The organism is Bradyrhizobium sp. CCBAU 51753 (assembly GCF_015291565.1).
Taxonomy (GTDB): domain Bacteria; phylum Pseudomonadota; class Alphaproteobacteria; order Rhizobiales; family Xanthobacteraceae; genus Bradyrhizobium; species Bradyrhizobium ivorense.
In genome coordinates this window covers 362,583-374,675 of the sequence record NZ_CP030037.1, presented here as the reverse complement: position 1 = coordinate 374,675, position 12,093 = coordinate 362,583, and the positions used below count along the sequence as shown (strand labels likewise).

15 protein-coding genes are annotated in these 12,093 nt (G+C 66.1%); 10 read left to right on the top strand and 5 right to left on the bottom strand.

Features of this window, described 5'->3' with window-relative positions; genetic code table 11:
• Positions 1 to 226 precede the first annotated feature (226 nt).
• From ffh to rimM, 3 genes are all read left to right on the top strand, one after another.
• A complete protein-coding gene (gene ffh / locus XH93_RS01785; RefSeq protein WP_139857273.1) occupies positions 227 to 1,774 on the top strand; it encodes a signal recognition particle protein in 1,548 nt (515 codons plus the stop codon).
• Positions 1,775 to 1,908: 134 nt separating this feature from the next.
• A complete protein-coding gene (gene rpsP / locus XH93_RS01780) occupies positions 1,909 to 2,241 on the top strand; it encodes a 30S ribosomal protein S16 (protein WP_139857274.1) in 333 nt (110 codons plus the stop codon).
• Positions 2,242 to 2,258: 17 nt separating this feature from the next.
• Positions 2,259 to 2,780: a ribosome maturation factor RimM gene (gene rimM / locus XH93_RS01775; protein WP_194472163.1), complete on the top strand. Its 522-nt coding sequence runs from the start codon at positions 2,259 to 2,261 to the stop codon at positions 2,778 to 2,780.
• A gap of 15 nt (positions 2,781 to 2,795) precedes the next feature.
• On the opposite strand, the gene gcvA is transcribed toward rimM, so the two are convergent.
• Positions 2,796 to 3,707, bottom strand: coding sequence for a transcriptional regulator GcvA (gene gcvA, locus XH93_RS01770; protein ID WP_194472162.1), 912 nt, complete (start codon positions 3,705 to 3,707; stop codon positions 2,796 to 2,798).
• A gap of 173 nt (positions 3,708 to 3,880) precedes the next feature.
• Between gcvA and XH93_RS01765 the strand changes: the two genes are divergently transcribed.
• From XH93_RS01765 to XH93_RS01740, 6 genes are all read left to right on the top strand, one after another.
• Entirely contained in the window at positions 3,881 to 5,092 is a 1,212-nt protein-coding gene (locus XH93_RS01765; RefSeq protein ID WP_194472161.1) for an MFS transporter, read from the top strand.
• Between the two features lie 98 nt (positions 5,093 to 5,190).
• Positions 5,191 to 6,273, top strand: coding sequence for a zinc-binding dehydrogenase (locus XH93_RS01760; protein WP_194472160.1), 1,083 nt, complete (start codon positions 5,191 to 5,193; stop codon positions 6,271 to 6,273).
• Positions 6,274 to 6,282: 9 nt separating this feature from the next.
• Positions 6,283 to 7,017 carry a tRNA (guanosine(37)-N1)-methyltransferase TrmD gene (gene trmD, locus XH93_RS01755; protein WP_194472159.1) on the top strand — a complete coding sequence of 245 codons (735 nt, stop codon included), beginning with the start codon at positions 6,283 to 6,285 and terminating at the stop codon, positions 7,015 to 7,017.
• Between the two features lie 110 nt (positions 7,018 to 7,127).
• The gene (gene rplS / locus XH93_RS01750) at positions 7,128 to 7,508 is read left to right on the top strand and encodes a 50S ribosomal protein L19 (protein ID WP_139480012.1); all 381 of its coding nucleotides are present in this window, start codon (positions 7,128 to 7,130) and stop codon (positions 7,506 to 7,508) included.
• Positions 7,509 to 7,848: 340 nt separating this feature from the next.
• Complete coding sequence (gene leuC, locus XH93_RS01745) at positions 7,849 to 9,255, top strand: 3-isopropylmalate dehydratase large subunit (protein WP_194472158.1); 1,407 nt, start codon at positions 7,849 to 7,851, stop codon at positions 9,253 to 9,255.
• Between the two features lie 166 nt (positions 9,256 to 9,421).
• A complete protein-coding gene (locus XH93_RS01740; protein ID WP_194472157.1) occupies positions 9,422 to 9,631 on the top strand; it encodes a hypothetical protein in 210 nt (69 codons plus the stop codon).
• A gap of 58 nt (positions 9,632 to 9,689) precedes the next feature.
• Here the strand turns inward: XH93_RS01740 and XH93_RS01735 are convergent, their stop codons facing one another.
• Positions 9,690 to 10,271 (bottom strand): hypothetical protein, encoded by a 582-nt coding sequence (locus XH93_RS01735; protein WP_194472156.1) that lies wholly within the window; start codon positions 10,269 to 10,271, stop codon positions 9,690 to 9,692.
• 150 nt (positions 10,272 to 10,421) lie between these two features.
• Here XH93_RS01735 and XH93_RS01730 point away from each other — a divergent pair, with 150 nt between their 5' ends.
• Positions 10,422 to 10,715, top strand: a complete 294-nt coding sequence (locus XH93_RS01730; RefSeq protein WP_139480015.1) for a DUF1330 domain-containing protein — start codon at positions 10,422 to 10,424, stop codon at positions 10,713 to 10,715.
• Positions 10,716 to 10,791: 76 nt separating this feature from the next.
• Here XH93_RS01730 and XH93_RS01725 read toward each other — a convergent pair whose 3' ends face one another.
• From XH93_RS01725 to XH93_RS01715, 3 genes are all read right to left on the bottom strand, one after another.
• Positions 10,792 to 11,097, bottom strand: a complete 306-nt coding sequence (locus XH93_RS01725) for a hypothetical protein (protein ID WP_194472155.1) — start codon at positions 11,095 to 11,097, stop codon at positions 10,792 to 10,794.
• 126 nt (positions 11,098 to 11,223) lie between these two features.
• On the bottom strand, positions 11,224 to 11,451 hold the full coding sequence (locus XH93_RS01720; protein WP_194472154.1) for a hypothetical protein: 228 nt from the start codon (positions 11,449 to 11,451) through the stop codon (positions 11,224 to 11,226).
• Positions 11,452 to 11,731: 280 nt separating this feature from the next.
• Entirely contained in the window at positions 11,732 to 12,046 is a 315-nt protein-coding gene (locus XH93_RS01715) for a hypothetical protein (protein WP_194472153.1), read from the bottom strand.
• Positions 12,047 to 12,093 lie beyond the last annotated feature (47 nt).

The window sequence follows — 12,093 nt, the reverse complement described above, 5'->3', positions numbered from 1 at the left end:
GCCCGACAGCGCGATGCGCCCTCGGGCGCGAAAGTGTTTGGACCCACTTCTCCCTCGCCCCGCTCTTGCGGGGTCGAGACGAGCGAAAGCTCGCTCTTAGAGGGTCGGGGTGAGGGGCTGTCTCCGCGCGCAGTGCGCTTAGATAGTCCTGTACCCCCTCACCCGCCGCGCAAGTGCGCGGCGACCTCTCCCCGCAGGCGGGGAGAGGTAAAAAAGGACAACGGCATTGTTCGACAATCTGTCGGAACGGCTTGGTGGCATTCTCGATCGTCTGACGGGGCGCGGTGCGCTGACCGAAAAGGACGTCGATGCCGCGATGCGCGAGGTGCGCCGCGCGCTGCTCGAGGCCGACGTCGCGCTCGAAGTGGTCCGCAGCTTCACCGAGCGGGTCCGCGAGCAGGCGATCGGCGCCACCGTCGTCAAGTCGGTGACGCCCGGCCAGATGGTGGTGAAGATCGTCCATGACGAGCTCGTCGCCACGCTCGGCTCCGATGGCCAGACCATCGACATCAATTCCGTGCCGCCGGTGCCGATCATGATGGTCGGCCTGCAGGGCTCCGGCAAAACCACCACCACCGCAAAGCTCGCGCGGCGCATGGTCCAGCGCGACAAGCGCAAGGTGCTGATGGCCTCGCTCGACGTCTACCGCCCGGCGGCGATGGAGCAGCTCGCGGTGCTCGGCCGAGATCTCGACATTCCGACGCTGCCGATCGTCGCCGGCCAGATGCCGCCGCAGATCGCCCGGCGCGCGCTCGAGGCCGGCAAGCTCGGCGGCTACGACGTCGTGCTGCTCGACACCGCCGGCCGCACCACGCTCGACGAAGAGATGATGAAGGAGGCGGCCGAGATCAAAGCCGCCGCCAATCCGCATGAGGTGCTGCTGGTCGCGGACTCACTCACCGGCCAGGACGCGGTCAACCTCGCGCGCTCGTTCGACCAGCGCGTCGGCCTCACCGGCATCGTGCTCACCCGTGTGGACGGCGACGGCCGCGGCGGCGCCGCGTTGTCGATGCGCGCGGTCACCGGCAAGCCGATCAAGCTGATCGGCACCGGCGAAAAGACCGATGCGCTGGAAGATTTTCATCCGAGCCGGATCGCCGGCCGCATCCTCGGCATGGGCGACGTGGTCTCGCTGGTCGAGAAGGCTGCGGCCAACATCGACGCCGAGAAGGCCGCACGCACCGCCGAGCGCATGCGCAAGGGTCAGTTCGACCTCAACGACATGCGCGAGCAGCTGCAGCAGATGGCGAACATGGGCGGCATCGGCGGCCTGATGGGCATGATGCCCGGCATCGCCAAGATGAAGAACCAGATCGCCGCCGCAGGGATCGACGACAAGATCATCAAGCGCCAGGTCGCGATCATCGATTCGATGACGCGGCAGGAGCGCAAGAACCCGGACATTCTGAAAGCGAGCCGCAAGAAGCGCATCGCGGCCGGCGCCGGCCAGAATGTCGAGCAGGTCAACAAGCTCCTGAAGATGCACCGGAACATGGCCGACATGATGAAGGCCATGGGAAGCGGCAAGCGCGGCCCGCTCGCCGGCATCGCGCAGGCGATGGGCTTTGGCGGCGGCGCCAAGCCGCCGTCGGCGGAGGAGATGAAGGCGCTGGCCGAGAAGATGCAGGGCGGCGCCGGTGGCGGCCTGCCGAACCTGCCGAAGGACATGCCGCTCGGTCTGCGCGGCGGCCTGCCGAATGTGCCGGGGCTGACCGGCCTCAGCGGCAAGCCGACGCTGCCGGGTCTCGGCGGTTTTCCAGGCAAGAAGAAATGACCCTCTTTCGTCATTGCGAGCGCAGCGAAGCAATCCACCTCACCGCACGTGAAGACATGGATTGCTTCGCTGCGCTCGCAATGACGGCGTAACTGACCAACACAGACTTTGAACCAACACTTAAGGAGAACTGAATGTCCGTTGTTATCCGCCTTGCTCGTGCCGGCACCAAGAAGCGTCCGGTCTATCACGTCGTCGTCGCCGACTCGCGCTTTCCGCGCGATGGCCGCTTCATCGAGCGGCTCGGCCACTTCAACCCGCTGCTGCCGAAGGACAACGAGGCGCGGCTGAAGCTCGACATGGAGAAGGTGAAGGCCTGGCTCGCCAAGGGTGCGCAGCCGTCGGATCGCGTGACCCGTTTCCTCGACGCCGCCGGCGTCAAGAAGCGCACCCCGCGCAACAACCCCGAGAAGGCCGTGCCGCGCAAGGAGCGCAAGGCGCAGGCCGAAGCCGCCGCCAAGGCGTAAGCTGAACGGCTGATACGGTGGCCGCACCGGTCTGTGTCGCCCGCATCGGCGCTGCGCATGGTGTGCGCGGCGCCGTCCGGCTTTGGACCTTCACCGAAGACCCGCTGGCCGTGAAGGATTACGGCCCGCTGATGACCAAGGACGGCAAGCGCCAGTTCGAGGTCACGCATGTCCGCGAGGCCAAGGACCATCTGGTGGCGACGCTGAAGGGCGTCGCCACGCGCGATGACGCCGAACGGCTCAACGGCCTCGAATTGTACATTCCGCGCGACCGGCTGCCGGAGACCGAGGACGGCGAGTATTACCACGCCGACCTGATCGGCCTCGCCGCGGTGACGACGGCAGAGCAGCCGCTCGGCAAGGTGATCGCGATCCACAATTTCGGCGCCGGCGACATCATCGAGATCGCCCCGCCGCAGGGCGCGACGATGCTGCTGCCCTTCACCAACGCCGTGGTGCCGACCGTCGATCTCGCCGGCGGCCGCGTGGTGATCGACCTGCCGCAGGAGATCGAGGGCGACGATCCGTCGGCGGCATGATCGCACAATCTGTCTTCAACCCGTCTTGCGGCCCTGCTGCTCGAGCCAGTCGCAAAACACCGCGCTGTGCGGATCATTGCTGCGGCCGGCAGGGAAATAGGCGAAATAGCTTCGTGCCGGCAGGCTGATGTCGGGAAACGGCGTCACCAGACGCCCGGCGGCAAGATCGTCCGAGATCAGCGCCGTCGGCCCCATCGCGACACCGAGACCATCGAGCGCGGCCTGGATCGTCAGATAGAAATGGTCGAAGCTCAGCGAGGCCGCCGGCTCCAGCGCGGAATGCCCGGCCTCGGTGAGCCAGTCGCGCCACAGCCGCGGCATCGACGTGACATGCAGCAGCGTATGCCGCGACAGGTCGGTGATCTCATTCACCGGCAATTGCGCTGATAGCGACGGACTGCACACCGGCAGCCGTCGCTCGGATACGAGAAAGCGCGACGAGAAGCCGTGGAACGTGTCCGGCCCGCCGCGGATCACCACGTCGAACTTGTCAGGCAATGCATCGACGGGATCGTTCGATGTGCTGAGGCGCACCTCGATATCCGGATGCTCGGCGCGAAACCGGCTCATTCGCGGCAACAACCAACGCAGGCTGAATGTCGCAAGCGCGTTGACGCGCAGCACCGCGACGGCCGCATCGCCGCGCCGCTCGCGATGCTGCTGCACGGCGGCCGAAATCCGGTCGAGCGCAGGAGCGAACTCGGCGAGCAGCGCCGCGCCCGCCGGCGTCAGCACGACGCGGCGGACCGATCGCCGAAACAGCGCCGGCGCGCCCAGCCATTCCTCGAGCAGGCGGATCTGCTGGCTGACGGCGCCATGGGTGACGCTGAGCTCGGTGGCCGCCTCCTTGAAACTGCCGAGACGCGCCGCAGCCTCGAACGCGCGGACCGCATTGAGCGGCGGCAGGCTTCGACGTGGGACGAACATGATTCCCTCAATGCAAGATTTTCTAACTCATGATCCAATTATTACTGATTTGTGACAAGGGCCGGAGCGGCGCATACTGCACCGCAAGGTACGTCGTTTGCTTGATTTTCTGAGGCTCCAACCCCGATGACCCGCGGTCCAATCTTTAGATTTTCTTCCATCGGCTGGCTGCAATGAGCGTATCCGTCGGGGTCGAAACATCCCGTCCCGAACGCGCCCGCGCGACCCGGACGCTGACGGTGACCGGGCTCAATCATGCCCTCCATGACGGCTACACCGACCTGATCTACGTGCTGCTGCCGGTCTGGCAGGCCGAATTCACGCTCAGCTACGGGCTGCTGGCATTGCTGCGCGGGGTCTATGCCGGCGCCATGGCCGGATTGCAGATCCCCGTGGCGCGCGTTGCCGGACGGATCGATGGCAAGCTCATTCTGATCGCGGGCACGGCACTCGCGGCGTTTGGTTATCTGCTCGCCGGATTCTCCGGCGGCATCGTCGGGCTTGGCCTCGCGCTCGCGCTCTCCGGCGCGGGATCGAGCACGCAGCATCCGATCGCATCGGCCGCGGTATCGCGCGCCTACGGCACCGCCGCGCGCGGGCCGCTCGGCATCTACAATTTCACCGGCGATCTCGGCAAGGCCGCGATTCCGGCGCTGACCTCGATCCTGCTCGTGATCATGTCGTGGCGCCACACACTGCTCGTGCTCGCCTTCATGGGCCTGCTGGTTGCGGTCTGCATCGCACTGTGGATGCCCTCGGTTGGCAAGGGAGCGGAGCGTAAGACGACCGCCGCAGCGCGCCACGACAGCGTCAACCGAGGCGGCTTTCCCTGGCTGCTCGCGATCGGAATTCTCGATACCGCGGCCCGGATGGGCTTCCTCACGTTCCTGCCGTTCCTGTTGCTCGACAAGGGCGGATCGCTTCCGATCAACGGCCTTGCGCTGGCGCTGGTCTTCATCGGCGGCGCCGCGGGCAAATTCACCTGCGGATGGCTCGGCGAACGGGTCGGCACGCTGCGCACCGTGCTGCTCACCGAGGGCGGCACGGCGGCCTTGATTATTGCAGTGCTGGCATTGCCGCTGGTGCCCGCCATCGTGCTGCTGCCGCTGCTCGGCGTGATGCTCAACGGCACATCCTCGGTGCTCTACGGTACCGTGCCCGAGCTGACGCCGCCGCACCGGACCGAACGCGCCTTCGCGCTGTTCTACACGGGGACGATCGGATCGGGCGCGGTCGCGCCGGTGCTCTACGGCGTGCTCGGCGACGCACTCGGCCCTGTTCTCGCGACCGTCGCCACCGCGCTCACGGCACTGGTGATCTGTCCGCTCGCGGTCGCACTGGCGCGGCATCTTCGCGACAACGCCGGCGCGCATCGCGCCGCCTGACGGCCACCGCGCTAGTTGCATCAGCGGACTGGCGCGTTCGGGACCGCGCAATACATAGACCGTTGCGTCGATAAGGACGACCAACGGGAAGACACATCATGACAAGCACCCACAAAGCCTGGCGGCTGCACGCCTACAATGATCTGCGTTTCGACGATGTCGCGACGCCAACGCCCGCGCCTGACGGCGTCGTGGTCCGGATCGAGGCCGGCATGGTGCTCTCCTACACCAACAGACTGCTGTCGGGCGCATTGCCCTACAGCCTGCCGCCGATGCCGTTCGTCCCCGGCACCAATGCAATCGCGCGCGTTATCGCGACAGGCGAGAACGTCACGCATGTTCGTGAGGGCGACCGCGTGTTCCTGAGCCCGCATCTGCGCGGCGACGTGCCGGATCGCGATCCGCCGCAAATCCTGATCGGCCTCACCGCTACGGTGACCACGCCGGAGGCGTTCGCCCTGCAGGCGCGCTGGCGCGACGGCGTATTCGCTGAGATCGCGCACTGGCCGGCCGCCTGCGTCACCCAACTTGCCAATCTCGACGACAAGCCGGCCGCCGAGCTGATCGGATTGGCAAAGCTGATCGTGCCGTTCGGCGGGCTGCAGCGCGCCGGCCTGCGCGGCGGCCAGACCATCATCGTCAACGGCGCCACCGGCTATTTCGGCTCGGGCGGCGTGATGCTCGCGGTCGCGATGGGCGCCGGCCGCGTCGTCGCGGTCGGACGCAAGCAGGCGGCGCTCGAGCAGTTGCGCGACGCGTTCGGTCCGCGCGTCATTCCCGCCGTCGTCACTGGCGATGCTGCAAGCGACCTGCCGATCATCCGCCGCGCGGCCGGCGGGACCGCGGACGTCGCGCTCGATCTGCTCGGCGCCGCCAAGAGCACCTCGACCACGCTGTCGTCGTTGCGCGCGCTGCGGCGTGGCGGACGAATGGTGCTGATGGGCAGCGCCGAGGTGCCGCTCGAGCTCTCGTTCCGCGAGATGCTCGCCAACGACTGGGAGGTGGTCGGCCAATTCATGTATGACCGCACGGCGCCGGGCCAGCTCGCGGCGCTGGCCGCCGAAGGCCTGCTGGACCTCGCCAGGATCAACGTTGCGACCTTCAAGCTTGCCGACTTCCGCCGCGCCGTGGAGGCCGCCGCGATGATGCAAAGCCTCGACCTCACGGCCGTGGTGCCGTAACCAGAGGCCATGACATCCGAGCCCACACCCTGGCGCGCGACCGTGCTGACGCTGTTTCCGGACATGTTTCCGGGGCCGCTCGGCGTCAGCCTCGCCGGCAAGGCCTTGGCCGCCGGCTTGTGGGCGCTGGAGGCGCGCGACATCAGGGCGTCGGCCACCGACAAGCACCGCAGCGTCGACGACACGCCGGCCGGCGGCGGCCCGGGCATGGTGCTGCGCGCTGACGTGCTGGCCGCCGCGATCGACGCCGCTGATATCGTCCCGAACCGCCCGCGCCTCTTGATGAGCCCGCGGGGTCGGCCATTGACCCAGGCGGAGGTGGTGGGGCTCGCGGCAGGGCCCGGTCCGCTGATCGTTTGCGGCCGTTTCGAGGGCATCGACCAGCGGGTGATCGAGGCCCGCGGGCTCGAGGAAGTCTCGATCGGCGACTATGTGCTGTCCGGCGGCGAAATCGCCGCGATGGTGCTGATCGACGCCTGCGTTCGCCTGCTGCCGGGGGTGATGGGGAAACAGGCCTCGGGAACCGAGGAAAGCTTTTCCGAAGGATTACTGGAATACCCCCAATACACCCGCCCGCAGGAGTTCGAGGGCCGGCAAATCCCGGAAATCCTGATTTCCGGCGACCACGCCAAGGTCGCGGCCTGGCGGCAGGCCCAATCCGAGGCCCTGACCCAGGCGAGGCGGCCCGATCTCTGGTCGCAAAAAGCCCGCCGGCGGGGGACAAAAAACACGACAGACGGGTGACAAACCCTGCGCTTTGCCTTATAGCAGCGCCCAAATCCGCACACGCGCAGGATAGAAGGACGTTTGCGCAGCCCGCCAAAGGCTGGGCGCGCCGCCGATGGAGATTTCACATGAACCTGATTCAGCAGCTCGAAAAAGAGCAGTTCGACAAGCTCGCCGCCACCAAGGAAATCCCGGAATTCGCGCCCGGCGACACCGTCATCGTCAACGTGAAGGTGGTCGAAGGCGAGCGCACCCGCGTGCAGGCCTATGAAGGCGTCTGCATCGGCCGCTCCGGCCACGGCCTCAACGAGAGCTTCACGGTGCGCAAGATCTCCTACGGCGAAGGCGTCGAGCGCGTCTTCCCGGTGATGTCGCCGATGATCGACTCGATCAAGGTGGTGCGTCGCGGCAAGGTCCGCCGCGCCAAGCTCTATTACCTGCGCAACCTGCGCGGCAAGTCGGCCCGCATCGTCGAGAAGCAGGACCGCCAGACCGCCGTCGGCGAGTAATTCATCCCTTCATACGGGATGTGACCGAAAGCGCGGGGCCTGCCCCGCGCTTTTTTGTTGCGGCATACCTATCTAGGGTGCAGCCCCGCGCATCGATCGATTGTCGCGGGCGCGAGCCCTGTGTTAGAAATTTAGAATGGTTCCGGATCAAGCCAACCAGCCCTGTCAGCGCGTCGTGATCGACGATCGCTCGCGGCTGCCCGGCCGGTTCTTCGGGCGCTTTGCGACGTCGGCGACGTCAGAGCTTAGGCGCGCAGCATAACGCTGCCTGGACGCTCTCGCCTGCGCGCCGACCGGCGCTGAACCTGCTCACACTGAATTTCTTCTGGAGCTCAAGCTCATGTCCAAACCGACCACGCTGTACGACAAGATCTGGAACGACCATTTGGTCCACGAGGCCGAGGACGGCACCTGCCTGCTCTACATCGACCGCCACCTGGTGCACGAGGTGACTTCGCCGCAGGCGTTCGAAGGCCTGCGCGCCTCCGGCCGCAAGGTGCACGCGCCGGACAAGACGCTCGCCGTCGTCGACCACAACATCCCGACCACCGACCGCTCGAAGCCGAACCCGGATCCGGAAAGCATCGAGCAGATGCGGGTGATGGCCGAGAACGCCAAGGAATTCGGCATCGAGTACTACAACGAGTTCGACAAGCGTCAGGGCATCGTCCACGTCATCGGCCCCGAGCAGGGCTTTACGCTGCCCGGCACCACCATCGTCTGCGGTGACAGCCACACCTCGACGCATGGCGCGTTCGGCGCGCTCGCCCACGGCATCGGCACCTCGGAGGTCGAGCACGTGCTGGCGACGCAGACGCTGATCCAGAAAAAGGCCAAGAACATGCGCGCGGTCGTCGACGGCAAATTGCCCGACGGCGTCACCGGCAAGGACATTATTTTGGCCATCATCGGCGAGATCGGCACCGCCGGCGGCACCGGCTATGTGCTGGAATATGCCGGCGAGGCGATCCGTGCGCTCTCGATGGAAGGCCGCATGACGGTCTGCAACATGTCGATCGAAGGCGGCGCGCGCGCCGGCCTGGTCGCGCCGGACCAGAAGGCGTTCGACTTCCTGCGCGGTCGTCCGAAGTCGCCGAAGGGCGCCGTCTGGGACGCCGCGATGCGCTACTGGGAGACGCTGCGCTCCGACGAGGGCGCGCATTTCGACCACGAGATCCGGCTCGATGCTGCAAAGCTGCCGCCGATCGTCACCTGGGGCACGAGCCCTGAGGACGTCATCTCGGTGACCGGCTTCGTGCCCGACCCCGACAAGATCGAGGACGAGGCCAAGCGCCTCTCTAAGCATCGCGCGCTGAAATATATGGGCCTGACCGCGGGGACGAAGATCACCGACATCAAGCTCGACCGCGTCTTCATCGGCTCCTGCACCAACGGCCGCATCGAGGATTTGCGCGCCGCCGCGAAGATCGCCGAAGGCAAGACGGTGAACGCCAACGTCAACGCGATGATCGTGCCGGGCTCGGGCATCGTGAAGGAGCAGGCGGAAGCCGAAGGCCTCGACAAGATCTTCATTGCGGCCGGCTTCGACTGGCGCGAGCCGGGCTGCTCGATGTGCCTTGCGATGAACCCGGACAAGCTGAAGCCGGAAGAGCGCTGCGCCTCGACCTCGAACCGCAACTTCGAGGGCCGCCAGGGCTTCAAGGGCCGCACCCATCTGGTGTCGCCGGCGATGGCCGCCGCGGCTGCGATCGCCGGACACTTCGTCGACGTCCGCGACTGGCGGTAACGCTCGAGCATGATCCGGAAAAGTGTGAAGCGGTTTTCCGAATAGATCATGCTCAAACAAAACGCGACGGTTCTTGTCTCAAGCTCGAACCGTTGCGGAAACGGCCCGTTAACGGCCGGCACGCACACTGGCCCCCGGCGAAGGCAGTCTTCGTGGGGAGCCGGACGTGGCCGATAAACGCGAATTTGTCGATATGATCAGCGAGGCGACGCGGCAGAAGCGCCGTCGCGCCATGCCGCGTATCGTCGATCCGTCTCCGGAAGTGAAGGAAACCTCGCGCCTCAGCCATTGGCCGCCGGAACGCTGGACGCAATGGCGGCTGGAAAACCTGACGCCGTGGAAGATCAAGTCCTGGAAGCTGAAGAACTGGGACTAGATATGCGCGGCATCAACAGGACGGGCGCCCTTCGGCGCCCGTTGTCGTTTTCCCTACCTCACCAATAGACCCCGTAGGGCCGCCAGTAGTGATGGCGATGCCACCACGGCCGGCAGATCCGCCGCGGCCCGTAATAGGTCCAGATCACCCGGCAACGCCGATAGTGGTGGTATCCGTAATAGTAGGGCTGCACGTAGAAGCGCCGGTGGTAGAAGTGCCGACGGTAGTAAGGCCGGTAGCCATAGCGGTAACCGCCGCCGTAGAAGCGATGGTAGCCGCCGTAGGGACGATGGAAGCCACCATGGCGGAAGCCGCCGTGGATCGCGGGCGCGGCCCGAAAGCCGCCGCCATGGAAGCCGCGGAAACCGCCACCATGAAAGCCGCCGCCGCGGAACCCACCTCCATGGAAACTACCGCCGCCACGGAATCCGCCACCGCCACCGTGGAAGCCGCCTCCGCCGCCATGCCGGACCTGCGTCGTCAGCGCATCACTTGCATGTTTCGCCGCCGGCGCCGTGCCCGGGCTCGCCAGCGACAGCGCTTCGGCGCGCTGCTGGGCCGCGATCGACAGCGCGAAGATCGCGGCCGCCGCAACACCGACACGGCGCAGCAGCCCGTGTCTCACATACCTCTCCCTCATTCCTCAACCTCCTCACAACGGCAATGAGAGCCATGCTGCGCGCAGCCGGCTTCATGCGTTCATTGCAGTCGCTCCCGGCACGACGCTAGAAATGCCGACGTGAATGCGCCATGAACGTGCGCGAGGTGCGACGAATGGTCCGGAGGAACAGTGACTGTCTATGTGATCGTGCAGCTGAAGATGACCGACCGCGCCGCCTATGATCGCTATCAGGCGCGCTTCTTCGACGTGTTCAGGAAATTCAACGGACGGCTGCTGTCGGCCGACGAGCAGCCGCAGGTGCTCGAAGGCAACTGGGATCGCGACAAGCTGGTGCTGATGTCGTTCCCCGACGAAGCCGCGTTCCGCGCGTGGTCGCAGTCGCCCGACTACATCGAGATCTCCCGCGATCGCAAGGCGGGCGCACAGGCCGTCGTGCTGCTGGCGCAGGGATTTGCGCCGTGACCCGCTCAGAGCAGCCCCGATCGATCGAGGCTGCTCTGTCGCGCATCGCTCGCGTCACGCGCAAGCGCTGTGTGCGTCACCAAAACGGACCGAACCCGAAGCCGAAGACAAAGGGCGCCGGCGTGGCATAGGGGTACGGCCGATAGTAATAGGGCCGTCCGTAATAGTAGGAATCGTACGGCCGGTAATAGGAATAATGCGACCCGTAATACGGCCGGTAGCCGTAGTGATAGTGGTGACGATGGTAATGGCGATAATGACGCTGGGCGCTGAACTCCGTCGCCTTGCCGGCGTGCCGTTGTTGCGCAGCCGCTGACGCCGCTGCGGGCGCCATCAATGCGAACGCGCCCGCGACAACCGCAACACCGATCCATCTCATCATGATCAACTCCTGCAGATTTCGATCCCTGCATCTCCTGCGCTGGAATCTGCCTGTTTCATGGCTGCGAACGACAACAGGCCCGCTGCTCACGGGCCTGTGTCTCAACTGCGCTGAAACGCCGCGCGATCAGTAGCGCCGGTGTCCACGATGCCAGCCGCGGTGATGTCCGCGGTGCCACCCGCGATGCCAGCCGCGGCCCCAGCGCACCTGCGTGGTGATCTGGTTGGCGTCGCCCTGAACCGCGGCAGCCATGCCTGGAGAAGCGAGCGACATCGCATGTGCGCGCTCGCCCGGCGCAGCCAGCACGAGCACGGCAGCAACGGCCGCGAGCCCCAGAACATTCGTCATCTTCATCAGTGGTCTCCTCGATTTTCGGATGTCACGTCTTGCAACGACGATCCGCGATCGAATCGACCCCGTTGCCGCGACGCAGATCGCAAGCAGAATGCGCGCGACGTGAATGGAGATTGAACAACTGCGCCACGAGGATGAATGCCGCTGGATGCATCGGGTTCCGATACATCGCATGATTATTCGCATCCGCGCGCGAACGGCGAACGTGCGGCGCCGGGTGGTCCCATGATACTGTTCGAGATCGCGGTTTCCCGGCGCGGTGCGCCGAGGGTTCACGCAGCTAGCCGGGCCGCCAGAAGCAGTTCATCCGCGGCGTGATCACCGTGCCGCTCGGCCGGTACTCCTGCACATAATGGGCGGTGCACTCGCGCACGGCGTTGGGGCCGGGATTGTAGCGCGGGATGACATCCGGATCCCAATGTTCGGAGCGGTAGATCGGGACACGCCACAGCGGGCGGCGCCGTTCAACGATCCTGCGCTCCGCCGGCTGGCCGACGCGCGCTTCCGCTTGCGCAGACTGTGCCTTCGCCTCGGTCCCGACAAGCGGGAGCCCGACTGATGCCGCCAACAGCGCCGTCGCCACGATCCGTTTCATTTGCGCCACCAAGCCCCATTCTCGGGCCGCACGGTCACCCATTGCGC

Bases quoted from the DNA above. Each gene is read 5' to 3' on its own strand.
- rpsP (WP_139857274.1), top strand. From the start codon at position 1,909: ATGTCCGTTGTTATCCGCCTTGCTCGTGCCGGCACCAAGAAGCGTCCG.
- gcvA (WP_194472162.1), bottom strand. From the start codon at position 3,707: ATGTTCGTCCCACGTCGAAGCCTGCCGCCGCTCAATGCGGTCCGCGCG.
- XH93_RS01765 (WP_194472161.1), top strand. From the start codon at position 3,881: ATGAGCGTATCCGTCGGGGTCGAAACATCCCGTCCCGAACGCGCCCGC.
- XH93_RS01760 (WP_194472160.1), top strand. From the start codon at position 5,191: ATGACAAGCACCCACAAAGCCTGGCGGCTGCACGCCTACAATGATCTG.
- trmD (WP_194472159.1), top strand. From the start codon at position 6,283: ATGACATCCGAGCCCACACCCTGGCGCGCGACCGTGCTGACGCTGTTT.
- rplS (WP_139480012.1), top strand. From the start codon at position 7,128: ATGAACCTGATTCAGCAGCTCGAAAAAGAGCAGTTCGACAAGCTCGCC.
- leuC (WP_194472158.1), top strand. From the start codon at position 7,849: ATGTCCAAACCGACCACGCTGTACGACAAGATCTGGAACGACCATTTG.
- XH93_RS01735 (WP_194472156.1), bottom strand. From the start codon at position 10,271: ATGAGGGAGAGGTATGTGAGACACGGGCTGCTGCGCCGTGTCGGTGTT.
- XH93_RS01725 (WP_194472155.1), bottom strand. From the start codon at position 11,097: ATGATGAGATGGATCGGTGTTGCGGTTGTCGCGGGCGCGTTCGCATTG.
- XH93_RS01720 (WP_194472154.1), bottom strand. From the start codon at position 11,451: ATGAAGATGACGAATGTTCTGGGGCTCGCGGCCGTTGCTGCCGTGCTC.
- XH93_RS01715 (WP_194472153.1), bottom strand. From the start codon at position 12,046: ATGAAACGGATCGTGGCGACGGCGCTGTTGGCGGCATCAGTCGGGCTC.